Below are 17118 nucleotides of genomic sequence, written 5' to 3'. Positions count from 1 at the left end.
CCGTTAGGCCTGCGCCGCCGCGCGGCGCAGGAACGGCTCGGCTTTGATCTTCTCCTGCAGCTTGAGGATGCCCTCGATCAGCGCCTCCGGCCGCGGCGGGCAGCCGGGCACGTAGACGTCGACGGGCACCACCTGATCGATGCCCTTGAGGATCGAGTAGTTGTCGTAGTAGAACGGGCCGCCGCAGGTGGCGCACGACCCCATGGAGATCACGTACTTGGGTTCCGGCATCTGCTCCCACAGCCGCCGGACGATGGGCGCCATCTTGATGGTGCAGCGGCCGGCCACGATCATCAGGTCGGCCTGGCGCGGCGTGGCGCGGGGGATGACGCCGATGCGGTCGAGGTCGAACCGGCCCGCGAAGGCGGCCATCATCTCGATGGCGCAGCACGCGAGGCCGAACGTCAGCGGCCACAGGCTGGCGGCCCGCCCCCAGTTGAGGAGGGACTCCACCTTGGTGAGGATCACGCGGCCACCGGGCAGGCTCTCCAGCACGTCCACCGCCACGTCCAGCGGGACGAGCTGCGAGGGTCGCGGGGTCGCCGGCTGGGTGCTCATGCCCACCTCCTACGGGACCTCAAGCCAGACGTCCTCTCCCTCCACCACGACGGGAAACGTTCGTACCGGTCGCCCGGGTGGCGGGGCGACCACCGCGCCGGTGCGCAGATCGAACTGCCCGCCGTGCCAGGGACAGGTGACCACGTGCCCCTCGACGTCGCCCTCCCCCAGTGGCTCCCCGCGGTGGGTACACGCGTTCTCGACGGCAAACCACCCGTCGGGCCGATGGAAAAGCGCCACGCGCGTCCCGGCTGCGTCCACGATCGTCGCGTGACCCTCCGGCACGGCCGCTGTCGCAGCGACTCGCAGGCGCGGCATCCCCACCCCGGTGCGCGTTGGTGCACGTTTCGCGACTATCGTACCATTGCCTCCACGGGACGTCAAAGACCCTGCGCTGGCGTGCGCTGCACGCGCCGCACGCATCCCCCACGTTCACGCGACGACATCCCTGCCACGTCGACATGCCGCCGCGCGACCGCCGGACCGTCCCTGTCGCCACGCCAACGCCCTTGAGGCTACCGCGCCCCGCCGTCGGGCACCAGCAGCAGCTTGCCTGCGGTCTGTCGGCTCTCCAGCGCGCGGTGCGCCTCGGCAGCCGCGGCCAGCGGGACGCGGCGCTCGATGCGCACCCGTAACTCACCGCGCTGGATCATCTCGAAGACGGCGGTGGCGCGCTCGTCGAGCTCCTGGCGGGTGGCCGTGTAGTGGGCCAGCGTCGGCCGCGTCAGGAACAGCGAGCCCTTGGCGTTGAGGACCTGCGGGTCGACGGGCGGCACGGGCCCGCTGGCCTGGCCGAACAGCACCATGTAGCCGCGCGGCCGCAGGACGTTCAGCCCCTTCTCGAAGGTCGTCTTCCCCACCGAATCGTACACCACGTCCACGCCGCGTCCACCGGTCAGGCGCCTGGTGGCCTCCTCGAAGTCCTCCTCGGTGTAGACGATCACGTGGTCGGCACCGGCCTCGCGCGCCAGCGCGGCCTTGGCCTGGGTCCCGACGGTGCCGATCACCGTGGCGCCCGCTCGCTTCGCCATCTGCACCAGCAGCAGGCCCACGCCGCCGGCGGCAGCATGGACGAGCGCCCACTCTCCCGCGCGGAGCGGGTACGTGGCGTGCACCAGGTAGTGGGCGGTGATCCCCTGCAGCAGGACGGCGGCGGCGGTGGCCGTGTCGATGCCCTCGGGCAGGCGCACCACGCGCGCGGCCGGGACTGCAGCCAACTCGGCGTAGGCGCACGGCCCGGCGAGGAACCCCACACGATCGCCGGGGGTTACAGAGGCGACGTCTGGCCCCACGGCGACCACGACACCGGCCCCCTCGCTGCCGGGGATGAACGGCAGCGGCGCCGGGTACAGGCCGGCGCGCAGGTAGATGTCGAGGTAGTTGACGCCCGCGGCGTCCAGGCGGACCAGCACCTGGCCCGGGCCCGGCTGGGGATCGGGTACCTCCTCGTAGCGCAGGACGTCCGGCCCGCCGGTGGTGTGCACGCGTATCGCCTTCATGGCCTCCCTCGCATGACAGGGTGGCACGTGCTGGTGCGCGCGCAGCGTACCGCGCGCGCATCGCCCCTCCGCACGGCCCCGTGACCGCTCACACCTATACCACCGCGGGATGCGGCCTCCCTGCCGGGGTGGGACCGTGGACTCCGCGATGCGGTGCTGGCGGCGCGGTGCGTCTGCACGGCAGGGGCGGGCATGACCGTGCGCGAAGCCTCGTCGGGTACGGCGATGTCGGTGGACGCACACGCCCACCCCGAGGACCGTTGCGCGCCGGGAGAGCGAGCCATGACCGACGGTGTGGACCTGCGCGCGCTGGAGGCCCGCGCGCGCGAGTTTCGGAAGACCATCTTGCAGATGATCACCAGGGCGGGCTCCGGGCACCCCGGGGGCTCGCTGTCGGCGATCGATCTCATCACCGTGCTGTACTATCACACGATGCGCCACGACCCGCGCAATCCGGCCTGGCCCGACCGGGATCGGTTCGTGTTGAGCAAGGGCCACGCGTGCCCGGCGCTCTACGTGGTGCTCGCCGCCTGCGGGTACTTCCCGGCCGAGCACCTGTGGACGCTGCGCGAGGTCGGCAGCATCCTGCAGGGCCATCCCGACATGACCCGGACCCCGGGGGTGGAGATCTCGACGGGGTCGCTGGGCATGGGCTTCTCCGCCGCCATCGGCATGGCGCTCGCCGGCAAGCGCGACGGCCGCCCCTACCGAGTCTACGCCCTGCTGGGCGACGGCGAGTGCCAGGAGGGCGCCGTCTGGGAGGGCGCGATGTTCGCGGCCCACTACGCGCTGGACAACCTCACCGCCATCGTCGACCGCAATGGCCTCCAGCAGACGGGCCCGACCGAGGACCGCATCCGCCTCGACCCGCTGGCCGACAAGTGGCGCGCGTGCACCTGGGACGTCCAGGAGATCGACGGGCACGATCTGGGCGCCATCGTCGCCGCGCTGGACCGGGCGCGGGCCACGAGGGGCCGCCCGCAGGTGATCGTAGCGCGGACGGTCAAGGGCAAGGGCGTCTCGTTCCTGGAGGGTGTGGTGGGCTTCCACGGCAAGGCGTTGACGCGCGACGAGCTCAGCCGGGCCCTGGCCGAGCTCGACGGCGCCACGACGGGGAGGTGAGGCGATGGCAGGGCCCGTAGTGCAGACCGCCGGCGGGAAGGCGACGCGGGACGCGTACGGCGAGGCGCTGGTCGCCGTCGGCCGGCGCGACGCGCGGGTGGTGGCGCTGACCGGCGACCTGCGCGACTCGACCCGACTCGAGGCGTTCGCGGCCGCGTTCCCCGACCGGTTCGTCGAATGCGGCATCGCCGAGCAGAACATGGTGGGCGTGGCCGCGGGGCTCGCCACGTGCGGGAAGATTCCCTTCGTGAGCTCCTTCGCCGTCTTCGTGCCGGGCCGGGCCTACGACCAGATCCGGGTGCTGGTGGCGCAGCCCGGCCTCAACGTGAAGCTGGTCAGCACCCACGGCGGGCTCACCGTGGGCGAGGACGGCATGAGCGCCCAGGCCATCGAGGAGCTGGCGATGATGCGGGCCCTGGCCAACATGACCGTCATCGTGCCCGCCGACGCCACGGAGACGCACCAGGTCATCGCGGCGCTGGTCGAGCACCACGGGCCGGCCTACGTGCGCCTGGGCCGCGCGCCGGTGCCCGTGCTCTTCGACGACACCTACACCTTCACCATCGGGCGCGCCGCGCAGCTCCGACAGGGGGACGACGTGACCCTCATCGCCTGCGGCATCATGGTCGCCGAGGCCCTGGCCGCGGCCGAGACGCTGGCCGCCGAGGGCATCGAGGCCCGCGTGCTGAACATGGCCACGCTCAAGCCGCTGGACGAGGCCGCGGTCCTGGCGGCCGCCCGGGAGACCGGCGCCATCGTGACGGCCGAAGAGCACACCGTCTACGGCGGGTTGGGCGGCGCGGTGGCGGAGGTGACCAGCGCCCACGAGCCGGTGCCCGTGGAGCGGGTGGGTATCCGCGACGTCTTCGGGGAGTCGGGCTCGCCGCGGGCCCTGATGGAGAAGTACGGGCTGACGGCCGCCGACATCGTGGCCGCTGCCCGCCGGGCGCTGGCGCGCAAGCGCCGTTAGGACGGCTTCCCGCGCCGCCACCGCCGGGGCGCGGGGATGCGGCGGGAGAGCGGCGCGGCCACTGCCGGGTCGTCGGCTGCAGCGATGGACGTCACGCCAGGCCTGGCCGGGGCGCGCGCGGCCGGCGGGGTCGCTGCACGCGCCGCTGCCGGTGCCCACTCGGGTCCCTGGCCAGGGCGGACGATGCGCGCGTAGGTGGGCCCCTCGGGTGCCCGCAGCGCCTCGGCGAGCCGCAGGCACGCCCAGGCCGCCGCCAGCGCAAACGCCACCGGGAAGACGAGCAACCACCAGTCGCCGCGGTGCAGCGCCTCGCGGCCGCGCCACAGCAGCGTGCCCCACGTCGGGATCGTGGGGCTCAGGCTGAAGCCGAAGAACCCCAGGGTGGCCTCCAGCAACACGAAGCCGGGCACCAGGGCCAGCACTTCTGCGGCCAGGGGCCGCGCGAGGTGCGGCGCCAGGTGCCGCTCCAGCACGCGCCCGGGCGTCGCGCCCAACGCCACCGCAGCGTCGGCAAACGGCCACGCGCGCGCCCGCGCCGTGAGCGCCGCGACGCGTTCCGCGCACTCTGCCAGGCCCCAGGCCACCATCACGCCTCCCAGGGCTGTGGGGACGCGGCCGACGACGACAGCAACCGCCATCGCCAGCGCCAGGGGCGGAAACGCGCCCAGCGTGCGCGAGGCGCCCGCCAGCGCGGCGATCCACGTCGGCCCCCGCCAGCGCGCCACGGCGGCGAGGACCACCGCACCCGCCACCGCGGCCACCGCCGGCACCGCCGCCAGCGCCAGGGTCACGCGGCCGGCATACAGCAGCCGGCTGAACAGGTCGCGGCCCGAGGCGTCGGTGCCCATCCAGTGGCGCAGCGAGGGCGGCAGCTGTATCTCCTCCAGCAGCACCAGGTCCGGTGGAAAGCGCGCGAGCACCGGCGCCGCCACCGCGCCAGCGACCAGCGCGGCCAGCACGGCCGCCGCCGCGCGCTCGGTCCGGTGCAGGGCGGGCACCGGCGCAGGGCGGGCGACATCTGGCACCGCGCGCCCGGTGGGGCCCCGCAACGTCCCCGCAGCGCCACCGGCGGCGGCCAGATCGTGTCCTGCGAGCCGCACCGCCAGCTGGCGCGCTGCGACCTCGCCAGCCAGTCCGACGGCCACCAGGAGGAAGAGCGCGGCCTGCACGGCCGTGATGTCGCGCTGGGCGACGGCACGCATGAAGACCCGGCCCAGACCCGGCCAGCCCACCACCTCTTCCACGACCAGCAGCGCGCCCAGCGACGCCACCACCAGGGGCAGGGGGTGAGCGAGCACCGTTGCGATGGCCGCGCGCAGCGCCACACGGCGTACCGCGGCGGCTGGCAGGCCGCGGGCGCGCGCTGCCACCACGTAGGGCGCCTCCAGCGCCCCGCGCAGCGCTACCGCCAGCCGCCGTCCCACCAGCGCGGTCACCGGGACGGCAAGGCTCACCGCGGGCAGTAGCAGAGCCCGCCAGAGGGTGGGGTCGAGCAGGCGCAGCTCGAACGGCGGGAGGATCGGCACCCAGGCGAGCCGGACCGCGAAGACGTACACCAGCACGCTGGCCAGCAGGAACACCGGCACCAGCAGCGCCGCGGTGGCCACCGGGCGGACCACCGCGCCCCCCGTGCCGTCCCCGGCGCCCGCCATGGCGATCCCGATCGCCGCCGGGGCGGCGAGCCCCCATGCCGCGCCCAGGAGCAACAGCGTCCAGGGCAGACGACGCCACAGTTCAGGGCCGAGTTCGCGCCCGTTGGACACCGAGCGGCCGAAGTCACCGGTGGCCACGCGCCGCAGCCACCGCACGTACTGCACGGGCACGGGATCGTCGAGCCCGTACCACTGTCGCACCTGTCGGATCTGCTCTTCCCGGTAGCCCTGGCGGAACTGCACGAAGTACCGCGCCGGATCGAACGGGGCAAGGTGGACCAGCCCAAAGACCAGCACCGACGCTCCCAGGAGGGTCAGCGTCGCGGTGGTCAGATGGGATGCGAGCGGACGGTGCGTAGCCAGCCCCCCGGGCTCGCAGGATGCCTTCGAGATTCGGCGGCGGCCCGAAGGGTGCCTGCCGGCGCCCGCGGGGAAGTCAGGGTGGCCACCGGCTGGCGGCGCGATCCGCCTGCCGCAGTCCGCGGGGAACTCAGGCCGGCTCGGTCTCGGTGGTGGCGCGCGCAGGTGGGCGCCCCGCCGCGCGCTCGTCCAGCCCCTGCTCGAGCGCCACCCACGCCAGCGTCGCGCACTTGATGCGCACCGGGAACTTGCGCACGCCCTGGAGCGCGGCCAGGTCGCCCAGGGCGTCGGCGGGGTCGGCGCCGCGCATCATGGCCTTGAACGCACCGATGAGCCCCCGCACCTCCTCCACCGACTTGCCGGTGATCGCCTCGGTGAGCATCGAGGCCGACGCCTGGCTGATGGAGCAGCCGCGGCCCTCGAACCGCGCGGCCGCCACGCGGTCACCCTCCAGCCGCACCGAAAGCACCAGCTCGTCGCCGCACAACGGGTTCGCGCCCTCGACGGTGAGGTCCGCCGGGTCGAGGCGGCCCCGGTTGCGAGGGTGGGCGTAATGGTCGAGGATGACCTCACGGTAGAGGTCGTCGAGGGCCATCGTACCCTGATCCTACACCGGACGGGAGGCGCGCGTGAACAGGCGGCGCACCGTGTGCAGGCCCGCCACCAGCGCGTCGATGTCCTCGCGGGTGTTGTAGATGTGGACGCTGGCCCGGGCGCTGGCCTCCACGCCGAAGCGCCGGTGCAGGAGCTGGGCGCAGTGGTGGCCGGCGCGGATGGCGATGCCCTCCTGGTCCAGCACCTGGGCGATGTCATGGGGGTGCGCGACGTCCATCACGAAGCTGATGGCGCCCCCGCGCTGCTCAGGGGTCGTCGGGCCCAGGATCCGCAGGCCCGGCACGTCCTGCAGCCGCTCCAGCGCATAGGCCACCAGGGTGTGCTCCCAGGCGGCGATCGCGTCGAACCCCACCCCCTGCAGGTAGTCGGCGGCGACGGCCAGCACGATGGCGCCGGCGATGTGGGGCGTGCCCGCCTCGAAGCGGTGGGGCGGGGCCTTGAACGTCGAGCGTTCGTAGTCGACGCGCACGATCATCTCGCCGCCGCCGTGGTAGGGCGGCATCGCCTCCAGGAGGTCGTAGCGGGCCCACAGACCCCCGCTGCCGGTGGGCCCCAGCATCTTGTGGCCGGAGAAGGCCAGGAAGTCGGCCCCCAGCTGCTGGACGTCGATGGCCTGATTGGGCACGCTCTGGGCGGCGTCCACCAGCACCAGGGCGCCAACAGCATGCGCCCGGTCGGCGATCTCCCGGATCGGGTTGATGGTGCCCAGGACGTTGGACTGGTGCACCACCGCCACCAACCGCGTGCGCTCGGTGAGCAGGCGGTCCAGCGCGTCCATGTCGAGGCGGCCCGCCTCGGTGACGGGCACGTACTTCAGGCGGGCGCCCTTCTCGGCCGCCAGGAGCTGCCACGGCACGATGTTGCTGTGGTGCTCCATCTCGGTGAGGACGATCTCGTCGCCGGCGCGCACGGTGGCGCGGCCCCAGCTCCCGGCCACCAGGTTGATCGCCTCGGTGGTGCCGCGGGTGAAGACGATCTCCTCGGGCCGCGCGGCGTGCAGGAGGCGGGCCAGGGTCGCGCGCGCGGCCTCGTAGCGCGCCGTGGCTTCTTCGGCGATGGCGTAGATGCCGCGGTGCACGTTGGCGTTGTAGCGGCGGTAGTACTCCTGCAGGGCGTCCAGGACGACGCGCGGCTTCTGGGACGTGGCGGCGCTGTCCAGGTAGACCAGGGGCTTGCCGTGCACCGTCCGGGCCAGCAGGGGGAAGTCGCCCCGCACGCGCGCGCCCAGATCCACGGCCGCCCTCCCCCTACCGCCGATGCGGCATCCCCTGGCCGGGCCGGGGCTGCGGCGACACCCAGATGGCGTCGCCCTCCACCTTCACCGCGTAGGTGCTGACCGGCCGGACCGCGGGCAGGGACAGCACCCGGCCGGTCGGGACGTGGAACCGCGAGCCGTGCTTGGGGCAGACGATGATCTCGCCGGTGACCTGCCCACCGGCCAGCGACACGCGCTCGTGGGTACAGGTGTCGTCGATGGCGTACACGGTGCCCCCGACGTTCACCAGGGCGATCCGCCGGCCGGCCACGTCCACCGCTCTGGCCGTACCCGGCGGCACCTCGGCCAGGGTGGCGACCCGCACGAAGGTGTCGGCAGCGACCTCGTCCATGGTCAGGCCATCTTGTCGGCGATGCGCGCCTGCAGGTACGCGCGCAGCCGCTCGACGGGGATCCGGTCGAAGACGTCGGCGAAGAACCCTTCGACGATCATGCGCACGGCCTGCGCCCGGGTCAGGCCGCGGCTCATCAGGTAGAAGATGTGGTCCTCGTGCAGACGGCTGGTGGCCGAGCCGTGGGTACAGCGCAAGTCGTTGGCCATGATCTCCAGCTTGGGGATCGAGTCGGCCCGCGCGCCTGCCGAGAGGATCAGGTTGCGGTTGGACTGGAACGCGTTGGTCTTCTGGGCGCCCCACTGGACGCGGATCAGCCCGGCGAAGACGGTCTTGGCCGTATCACGCACGGCCCCCTTGTACAACAGGTCGCTGGTGGTGTGCGGCGCGGCGTGCTCCTGGAGCGTGTGGAAGTCCATGTGCTGACCGTCGGCGGCGAAGTACAGGCCCAGCATCTCCGCGGACGCGCCGGGCCCGTCGAGGTACGCTTCGACGTCGACCTTCAGCAACCCGCCGCCCAGCCCGACCACCAGGCTGTGCACGGCGGCATCGCGCCCCACGCGGGCCCGCACCAGGCTGCCGACCTCCCACATGGGCGCCGCCCAGTCGCGGACGGCGACGTAGCGCACCTGGGCGCCGTCCTGCACGACGAGCTCGGCCACGGCGGTGGCCACCTGCCGGGCGGCGCCGTCGGCGGATCCGAACAGCTCGACCACCGTGACCCGGCTCCCCGGCGCCGCCACCACCACCGTGTGGGGGAAGATCGCGGCACCCGCAGCACTCAGCCAGGTGTGGGCCACCAGCGGCAGCGCCACCTCCACGCCTGGCGGCACGTACAGGAACACGCCCCCGGTCCACAGCGCGGCGTGGAGCGCCCGGAAGCGGTGCCGGTCGACCTCGGGTACGGTGCGCAGGAAGTACTCGCGGACGAGCTCAGGATGGGCCGCGACGGCGCCTGCCAGGTCGGAGAAGATCACGCCGCGGTCACGCAGCGCGGCCTCGACCTCCACCACGGCACGCCCGTCGGCGGCAACCAGCAGGCCGGCCCGCTCGTCGGGGCCGCCGACCGCTGCGGATTCGGGTGGCAGGGCCCCCGGTTCCGTGGCCAGGCCGACCGCAGCCAGGTCCAGGCCGCTGGTGTCGGTACGCCGCCACTCCTCGGGCCAGACCTCGGCCGGGTGGGGCAGGCGCATGGCGGCGGCCCAGGCAGCGTCACGGCGCTCCCGCATCCAGGCGGGATCGTTGGCCTGTCGGCTGGCAGCCTCGAGGGCGGCCGGGTCCAGCAGCCCGGCCCGCGCGACGAGGGACGACGTGCGATCGCTCACGGTGCTCCTCCGTACGCGTCGATGCGTCCGTACGCGGCTCGGGGCGGCCGTGCGGAGGCGGGCACGCTGCCCGCTGTCGCCCGGAACGGAACCTGCGCCGCCCGACCAGGCCGCGCCCGGCCGCGCGCCAGCGGCGGGTGCCCGTCGGCCCCCGCCGCGGCGTCCCGGCTCAGCCCACCGAGCCCTCCATCTCCAGGGCGATCAGGCGGTTCAGCTCCACGGCGTACTCCAGGGGCAGCTCCTTCACGATGGGCTCGATGAAGCCGCGGACGATCATGTTCATCGCCTCGTCCTCCTTGATGCCGCGGCTCATCAGGTAGAACAGCTGCTCGTCGGAGACCTTGGAGACCGTCGCCTCGTGGGTGATGGAAACGTCCTCCTCGTCGATCTCCATGTACGGATACGTATCGGACCGGCTGCGCGGGTCGAGGATCAGCGCGTCGCAGCGCACCGCGCACCGGCTGCCCTTGGCGCCGGGGTAGACCTTGACCAGCCCGCGGTACCCGGCCCGCCCGCCGTCCTTGGCGATCGACTTGCTCACGATGCTCGACTGGGTGTGGGGCGCGGCGTGGACGACCTTGCCCCCGGGGTCCTGATGCTGACCGGCGCCCGCGAAGGCCACCGACAGGATCTCGGCCTTGGCGCCGGGCTCGACCATGTAGACCGAGGGGTACTTCATCGTGATCTTGGAGCCCAAATTCCCGTCCACCCACTCCATGGTGGCGTCCCGGTACGCCACCGCGCGCTTGGTCACCAGGTTGTAGACGTTCTTGGACCAGTTCTGGATGGTCGTGTAGCGGCACCGGGCGCCTTCCTTGACGATGATCTCCACCACGGCGGAGTGCAGCGAGTCGGTGGTGTAGATCGGCGCCGTGCACCCTTCGACGTAGTGCACGTAGGAGCCGGGCTCGCAGATGATGAGGGTCCGCTCGAACTGCCCCATGGCCTCGGCGTTGATGCGGAAGTAGGCCTGGAGCGGGATGTCCACCTTGACGTTGGCCGGCACGTAGATGAACGAGCCGCCCGACCATACCGCCGAGTTGAGCGCGGCGAACTTGTTGTCTTCGGGCGGGACCACGGTACCGAAGTACTCGCGCACCAGGTCGGGGTAGAGCCGTACCGCCGTGTCGGTGTCGACGAAGATGACGCCGAGGCGCTCCCACTCCTCCTTGAGGTTGTGGTAGACGACCTCGCTCTCGTACTGGGCCCCCACCCCCGCCAGGAACTTCTTCTCGGCTTCGGGGATGCCCAGCCGATCGTAGGTGCGCTTGATCTCCTCGGGCAGCTCGTCCCACGACCGCCCCTGCTTCTCGGTGGGCTTGATGTAGTAGTAGATCTCGTCGAAGTTGATGCCCGACAGGTCGGCGCCCCACGTGGGCATGGGCCGCCGCACGAAGTGCTCGTAGGCGTGGAGCCGGAACGCCCGCATCCAGTCCGGCTCCTGCTTCATGTAGGAGATCTGCTCGACGACCTCCCGATCGAGCCCGCGGCGCGACTTGAAGACGTACCTCTCGGGCTCGCGGAAGCCGTACTTGTAGTGGTCGAGCTCGATCCCCAGCGGACTCGTGGTCGCCATCGATCCTCTCCTCGACCGTCAGGTCCTCTCCTCGACCGTCAGGTCCTGTCCTCGACCGTCGGGCCCTGCGCCCCCGCCGGTGGCTGGCGACGACGTCCCGGCGGTCGGACATCACACCCCGGCGCGGCGGCGCGTCACCTGCGCACGCCGCGCCCTCAGTGTACCACCCAGAACACCTTCCCGGCGCGGCGGACGGCGCCGGCCTCCTGAACCTCGGCCGCGATCACCTCGAACTGGCGGCGGATCTCCTCGTACCCGCGCTCCTCCAGCTCCTGGGCCAGCTCGGGTCCGCCCGAGACCACCACCCGCCCGTCGTACATGATGTGCACGTGGTGCGGGCGGATGTACTGGAGGATCCGCGAGTAGTGGGTGATCACCAGCACGCCCATGCCGCCCCGCTGCTCCTCGTACATGCGCATGATGCCGTCGGCCACGATCTTGACCGAGTCGATGTCCAGCCCCGAGTCGGTCTCGTCCATGATGGCGATCTCGGGCTCCAGCAGCGCCATCTGCAGGATCTCGGCGCGCTTCTTCTCGCCACCCGAGAAGCCCTCGTTGACGTAGCGGCCCAGGATGGCCGGATCCATCTTCAGGGCCTCGAGCTTGGCCCGCACCAGCCGCTGGAACTCCGCCACGGGCACCAGCTCCTGCTCCATGCCCCGACGGGCCGAGACCGCCGTGCGCAGGAAGCTGGCCATGGTCACACCCGGAATGCTCACCGGGTACTGGAAGGCGATGAACAACCCCTTGCGGGCCCGTTCGTCGGGCGACATGGCCAGCAGGTCCTCGCCCTTGTAGAGCACCTCGCCGCGCACCACCTGGTAGAACGGGTTGCCCATCAGGACGTTGGCGAGGGTGCTCTTGCCCGAGCCGTTGGGCCCCATGAGGGCGTGGATCTCTCCCCGGCTGACGTCTAGGGTAACGCCCTTGAGGATCACCTTGTCCTCCACCTGCACGTGGAGGTCCCGGATGACGAGATCGGCCATGCGCTCCTCCTGGCGGCGGCATGAATCGCACCGCCGCACGCGCCAATTCTAGACTAATTCACTCAACAAATCAAGGCTCGTCACGGCACGGGGCTGCCGCCCGCGGCCGCCAGCGGCACCGCGCGGACCGCGGCTTCCAGCGCCTGCCGCACGGCCTCGGGGGCGAACGCGGCACGGGCGGCCGCCGCCTGCAGCTCCACCAGGTCGGCCGGCGTCAGGCCCTGCGCCCGCGCGACGGCCGTCAGCTCCCGGGAGAGCGAGGTCTGGAGCAGCAGCGGATCGTCGCTGTTGACGGTGACCGACACGCCGGCGCGGCGCAGTGCGCCCAGCGGGTGCCGGGCCAGCGACGGCACCAGCCCCAACCGCACGTTGCTGGTCGGGCACAGCTCCAGCGTCACCCCGCGGTGGCGCAGGTGGTCGAGCAGTGCCGGGTCCTCCACGGCGCGGATGCCGTGGCCGATGCGATCGGCGCCCAGGTGGTACAGGGCCGTCCAGATGCCCGCCGGTCCGGCGAACTCGCCGGCGTGCACCGTCAGGCCCAGCCCGGCGTCGCGTGCTGGCCGCAGCGCGGCGGCGAACAGCGCCGGCGGGAAGTTCTGCTCGTCGCCGGCCAGGTCGATGCCGACCACGCCGCAGTCGCGGCACGCGACGGCCTCGGCCACCAGGCGTGCCGCGTCCTCGGGCCCGCGCTCGCGCACCACCGTGACGATCGCCCCGTAGCCGACCCCCAGCTCCCGCACGCTGGCTGCGCCCTCGGCCATCGCCTCCAGCATGCCGCGGACACCCAGCAGCGCGAAGCCGCGGCGGCCGCCCACCCGCACCTCCACGTACCGGACGTGCTGCGCCGCCGCCTCCCGCACCAGCTCGGCCGTGATGGCGGCGATGCGCTCCCGGGTGTACCAGGCGTCGGGTACCCGCCCGGCGCGCCCGGCGTACCGCAGCCGGCGCAGGCGGTCGTAGCCGACGAACACCGCGGGGTCGGCCACCAGGTGCGGCGCGCCCAGCGCCGGCCCCGCGCCGGTGCGCTCGACCAGGCGCCGCAGGCGCAGCGACGTCTCCAGGTGGACGTGGAGCTCGATCTTGGGCAACGTGGCGACGAACGCGTCCAGGGCGTCGGTGGACATGCCGGCTCCTTTCTGGCGCTGCCTCTAGCCTACCCGCAGCGCCGCCCGCACGCAAATCACCTCGTGCGCCGACGACCGCGGCGCGACACGTCCGCGCCTGCCGCGCACGGCGCCGTGCCGCCCCGTCCGCAGACAGTGCGGACCGACCTCGGAGGGCGGGTTGCGCGGATCTGGTATAGTAATGAAGTGCGCGCGCAGCGCCGGCACCTCCGCGCGTGCGCGCGGCTCATCCTTCCGCCCACGAGGCCATGGGGAGGGAGCAGGACGGCATGCCCAACCGGACGGGCCGGCCCGACGACAGCGCCACCTCCGCGCTCGCGACGGACCGGCGGTCGCCCGAGCACCTGACGTCGGCGGTCGCCTGGTACCGGCAGATGGTCATCGCTCGCCGCTTCGAGGAGGAGACCGAACGGGCGTTCCGCCGCGGCAAGATCGGTGGCTACCTGCACGTCTACAGCGGCCAGGAGGCGGTGGCCGCCGGCTTCCTCGCCGAACTGCGCGAGACCGACATCTTCTTCACCGCCTACCGCGACCACGCCCACGCCCTGTTCCGCGGTGCGTCCCCGGGGGCGGTCATGGCGGAGTTGTTCGGGAAGGTCACGGGGCTCGCCCGCGGCAAGGGCGGCTCGATGCACCTGTTCGACGTGGCGCGGGGGTTCTACGGCGGCTACGGCATCGTGGGCGCCCACGTCCCGCTCGCCGTGGGAGCCGCCTACGCGCTGCGGTACCGTCAGGAGGACCGTGTGTGCGTCTGCTTCCTGGGCGATGGGGCCATGAACAGCGGCGCCCTCCACGAGGCCCTGAACATGGCCGGGCTGTGGGGGAAGGAGGGGCTGTGCCCGCTGGTCCTCGTGGTCGAGAACAACGAGTACGCCATGGGCACGTCGGTCGTGCGCTCGTCGGCCGTGACCGACCTGGCGGCGCGCTTCGCGCAGTACGCCATCCCCGGCGAGCGCATCGACGGCATGGACTTCTTCGTGGTGCGACAGACCGCAGCCCGGGTCATCGCCGACGTGCGGGCCACCGGGCGCCCGTACGCGGTGGAGGCCCTCACCTACCGCTTCGCCGGCCACGGCGCCGCCGACCTGTTCCAGCCGTACCGCACCAAGGAGGAGGTCGACGCGCAGCGCCGTCGTGATCCCATCCTGCTGCTGGAGCGCCGGTTGCGCGAGGCCGGCGTGCTGGACGACGCCACCGTCGCGCGCATCCAGGAGGAGGCCGAACAGGTCGTGGCCGAGGCCGTGCGCTTTGCCGAGGAGAGCCCGCCGCCCGGCCCCGAGGAGCTGACGGCGCACGTCTACGGCGCGCCCGCCGATGCCTGAGCTCACCTACCGCGACGCCATCCGCGCCGCGCTCATCGACGCGATGGAGCGCGATCCGACGGTGCTGTTGCTCGGCGAGGACATCGGGCTCTACCAGGGGACGTTCCGGGTCACCGCGGACCTGCTGGCACGGTTCGGGCCGCGGCGCGTCATCGACACCCCGATCTCCGAGGAAGGGTTCGTGGGCGCCGCCATCGGCATGGCCCTGCTGGGCCTGCGGCCGGTGGTCGAGGTGATGACCTGGAACTTCTCGCTGCTGGCCTTCGACCAGATCGTCAACAACGCGGCCAAGGTGCGCTACTTCTCGGGCGGGCAGGTCGACGTGCCGCTGGTGATCCGCGGACCCAACGGCGCGGGGGTCCAGCTGTCGGCACAGCACTCCCAGAGTGTCGAGGTGTTCTACGCCCACGTCCCCGGGCTGCGGGTGGTGGCGCCGGCGACCCCGGCCGACGCGTGGGGCCTGCTGCGCACGGCGCTGCGGGGCCGCGATCCGGTGATCTTCCTGGAGAACGCCGCGCTGTACGGCACCAAGGGCCCCGTCCCCGACGGCGACGGCGCGCTGCCGTTCGGCCGGGCCGAGGTGGCGCGGCCGGGGCGCGACGTCACCATCGTGGCCTACAGCCGGATGCTCCTGGTGGCGCTGGAGGCCGCGCGGCAGCTCGCCGACGAGGGCATCGACGCCGAGGTGATCAACCTGCGCTCGCTGCGGCCGCTGGACGGCGAGACGCTGGTGCGCTCCGTGGCGAAGACGCACCGCGCGGTGGTGGTGCAGGAACAGTGGAAGCCCTTTGGCGCCGCCGCCGAGATCGCGGCGACGATCTACGAGGGCGCGTTCGACCTGCTGGACGCGCCGGTGGAACGCGTCACCGGCGCGGACGTGCCGATGCCCTACGCCCGCGAGCTGGAGCTGCTGGCGATCCCCCACGAGGCCGACATCGTGGCCGCGGCCCGCCGCGTGCTCTACCGTGAGGGGCGGTAGCATGGGAGACCGACCGACGGGCTGCCGCGTGTGGCTCTGGGCTCCCGACGACAGCGCTGCGCGTCAGGGGGTCGGTTGATGGCCGAGGTCATCATGCCCAAGATGGGCGACGCCATGACCGAGGGCAAGGTGCTCCGGTGGCTGAAGCAGCCGGGCGACCCGGTGCGCAAGGGCGAGCCCATCGCCGAGATCGAGACCGACAAGGTCAACGTCGAGCTGGAGGCCGAGTGGGACGGCGTCCTCAGCCGTGTGCTGGTGGCGCCGGGGAGCGCGGTACCGGTCGGCGCGCCCATCGCCATCCTGACGCGGCCCGGCGAGGCGGCGCCGGCTGCCGAGGCACCGCCGTCCCGGGCGCCAGAGACCCCCGCGGGCACCGGCGCGCCGGCCGCTGCGGCGACTGCGCAGGCAGCCGCTCCCCCACCGGCGAGCGCACCCCCCGCCGCGCCGCCGGCCGGCGCGGTACGGGCCTCGCCCCTGGCGCGCCGGCTGGCGGCCGAGCACGGCATCCCGCTCGAGACGATCCGCGGCAGCGGCCCCGAAGGGCGCATCACCAAAGAAGACGTCGAGGCCGCCATCGCGGCACGTGCCGCCCGCCCCGCACCGACACCAGCGCCCGCGATGCCCCCGGCGGCTGCAGGGCGCGAGGTGCCGCTCTCGCGCATGCGTGCCACCATCGCGCGCCGCATGACCGAGAGCAAACAGCAGGTGCCGCACTTCTACGTGACCATGGCCATCGCCATGGACGCCGCCCTGGACCTGCGCCGGCAACTCAACGACCGGCTGCCCGAGGCCGCGAAGGTCACCGTCAACGACCTGGTGGTCCGGGCTGCGGCGCTGGCGCTGCGGCGCTACCCCAACCTCAACGCGTCGTTTGCGGGCGACGTGATCCGCCACCCGGCTGCCGTCAACATCAGCATCGCGGTGCCGGTCGCCGAGGGGCTCGTCTCCCCGGTCCTGCACGACGTCGACCGCAAGCCGCTGTGGGTCATCGCCCACGAGAGCAAGGCCCTCATCGAGCGGGCGCGGGCCGGCCACCTCCGGCCCGACGATCTCGTCGGCGGCACCTTCACGGTGAGCAACCTGGGACCCTACGGCGTGGAGGCGTTCGCCGCCATCGTCAATCCCCCGCAGGCCGCCATCCTGGCCGTGGGCGCAGCGACACCGACGCCGGTGGTGCGCGACGGCACCGTGCAGGTGGCCACGGTGATGCACGCGACGCTCTCCGCCGACCACCGGGTCACCGACGGCGCCGAGGCCGCCCAGTTCCTGGGGGAGATCCGACGGCTGCTGGAGGCGCCGGTCTGGCTCGTTACGGAGATCCCCGAGGGCGAGCGCACCGGCTAACGCGTGGCTGGGCAGGGCCTACAGACTCACACGCCGCCCTGCGGTGTCGCCCCACCGTGGTCCCGTGGTCTGCCGGCGA

Annotated in this window: 16 protein-coding genes; 5 read left to right on the top strand and 11 right to left on the bottom strand. The window is 72.8% G+C overall.

Annotation, left to right across the window (positions count from 1 at the left end; genetic code table 11):
* Positions 1–3 precede the first annotated feature (3 nt).
* The 3 genes from QN157_10055 to QN157_10045 form a co-directional block, all read right to left on the bottom strand.
* Entirely contained in the window at positions 4–558 is a 555-nt protein-coding gene (locus tag QN157_10055; protein ID MDR7555939.1) for an NADH-quinone oxidoreductase subunit B family protein, read from the bottom strand.
* 9 nt (positions 559–567) lie between these two features.
* Positions 568–876, bottom strand: a complete 309-nt coding sequence (locus QN157_10050; protein ID MDR7555938.1) for a non-heme iron oxygenase ferredoxin subunit — start codon at positions 874–876, stop codon at positions 568–570.
* Between the two features lie 197 nt (positions 877–1073).
* Positions 1074–2057 (bottom strand): quinone oxidoreductase, encoded by a 984-nt coding sequence (locus QN157_10045; protein ID MDR7555937.1) that lies wholly within the window; start codon positions 2055–2057, stop codon positions 1074–1076.
* Between the two features lie 282 nt (positions 2058–2339).
* On the opposite strand from QN157_10045, the gene QN157_10040 reads away from it, so the two are divergent.
* Together QN157_10040 and QN157_10035 are read left to right on the top strand one after the other, a co-directional pair.
* Positions 2340–3179: a transketolase gene (locus tag QN157_10040; GenBank protein ID MDR7555936.1), complete on the top strand. Its 840-nt coding sequence runs from the start codon at positions 2340–2342 to the stop codon at positions 3177–3179.
* Between the two features lie 4 nt (positions 3180–3183).
* On the top strand, positions 3184–4149 hold the full coding sequence (locus QN157_10035) for a transketolase C-terminal domain-containing protein (GenBank protein ID MDR7555935.1): 966 nt from the start codon (positions 3184–3186) through the stop codon (positions 4147–4149).
* Here QN157_10035 and QN157_10030 read toward each other — a convergent pair.
* The 8 genes from QN157_10030 to add all read right to left on the bottom strand — a co-directional run bounded on the left by QN157_10030 (position 4146) and on the right by add (position 13394).
* Positions 4146–6134: an ABC transporter permease subunit gene (locus QN157_10030; GenBank protein MDR7555934.1), complete on the bottom strand. Its 1989-nt coding sequence runs from the start codon at positions 6132–6134 to the stop codon at positions 4146–4148. The genes QN157_10035 and QN157_10030 overlap by 4 nt on opposite strands.
* Positions 6135–6291: 157 nt before the next feature.
* Positions 6292–6756: an SUF system NifU family Fe-S cluster assembly protein gene (locus QN157_10025; protein ID MDR7555933.1), complete on the bottom strand. Its 465-nt coding sequence runs from the start codon at positions 6754–6756 to the stop codon at positions 6292–6294.
* A gap of 12 nt (positions 6757–6768) precedes the next feature.
* On the bottom strand, positions 6769–8010 hold the full coding sequence (locus QN157_10020; GenBank protein ID MDR7555932.1) for a cysteine desulfurase: 1242 nt from the start codon (positions 8008–8010) through the stop codon (positions 6769–6771).
* Positions 8011–8023: 13 nt separating this feature from the next.
* A complete protein-coding gene (locus QN157_10015; GenBank protein MDR7555931.1) occupies positions 8024–8383 on the bottom strand; it encodes a non-heme iron oxygenase ferredoxin subunit in 360 nt (119 codons plus the stop codon).
* A gap of 2 nt (positions 8384–8385) precedes the next feature.
* A complete protein-coding gene (sufD, locus tag QN157_10010) occupies positions 8386–9708 on the bottom strand; it encodes a Fe-S cluster assembly protein SufD (protein MDR7555930.1) in 1323 nt (440 codons plus the stop codon).
* 169 nt (positions 9709–9877) lie between these two features.
* Entirely contained in the window at positions 9878–11284 is a 1407-nt protein-coding gene (sufB, locus tag QN157_10005; protein MDR7555929.1) for a Fe-S cluster assembly protein SufB, read from the bottom strand.
* A gap of 155 nt (positions 11285–11439) precedes the next feature.
* The gene (sufC, locus tag QN157_10000) at positions 11440–12270 is read right to left on the bottom strand and encodes a Fe-S cluster assembly ATPase SufC (GenBank protein MDR7555928.1); all 831 of its coding nucleotides are present in this window, start codon (positions 12268–12270) and stop codon (positions 11440–11442) included.
* 80 nt (positions 12271–12350) lie between these two features.
* Positions 12351–13394 carry an adenosine deaminase gene (add, locus tag QN157_09995; GenBank protein MDR7555927.1) on the bottom strand — a complete coding sequence of 348 codons (1044 nt, stop codon included), beginning with the start codon at positions 13392–13394 and terminating at the stop codon, positions 12351–12353.
* Between the two features lie 269 nt (positions 13395–13663).
* Here add and pdhA point away from each other — a divergent pair, with 269 nt between their 5' ends.
* The 3 genes from pdhA to QN157_09980 all read left to right on the top strand — a co-directional run bounded on the left by pdhA (position 13664) and on the right by QN157_09980 (position 17039).
* Positions 13664–14716, top strand: coding sequence for a pyruvate dehydrogenase (acetyl-transferring) E1 component subunit alpha (pdhA, locus tag QN157_09990; protein MDR7555926.1), 1053 nt, complete (start codon positions 13664–13666; stop codon positions 14714–14716).
* The gene (locus QN157_09985; protein MDR7555925.1) at positions 14709–15695 is read left to right on the top strand and encodes an alpha-ketoacid dehydrogenase subunit beta; all 987 of its coding nucleotides are present in this window, start codon (positions 14709–14711) and stop codon (positions 15693–15695) included. The genes pdhA and QN157_09985 overlap by 8 nt, the downstream gene beginning before the upstream one ends.
* A gap of 78 nt (positions 15696–15773) precedes the next feature.
* Positions 15774–17039 (top strand): dihydrolipoamide acetyltransferase family protein, encoded by a 1266-nt coding sequence (locus QN157_09980; protein ID MDR7555924.1) that lies wholly within the window; start codon positions 15774–15776, stop codon positions 17037–17039.
* Positions 17040–17118 lie beyond the last annotated feature (79 nt).

The sequence above is a fragment of the Armatimonadota bacterium genome (assembly GCA_031459855.1).
In the GTDB taxonomy this organism is placed as follows: domain Bacteria; phylum Sysuimicrobiota; class Sysuimicrobiia; order Sysuimicrobiales; family Humicultoraceae; genus Fervidifonticultor; species Fervidifonticultor primus.
The sequence above is the reverse complement of the archived record's forward strand: the minus strand, read 5'-3'. Positions and strand labels throughout refer to the sequence as shown.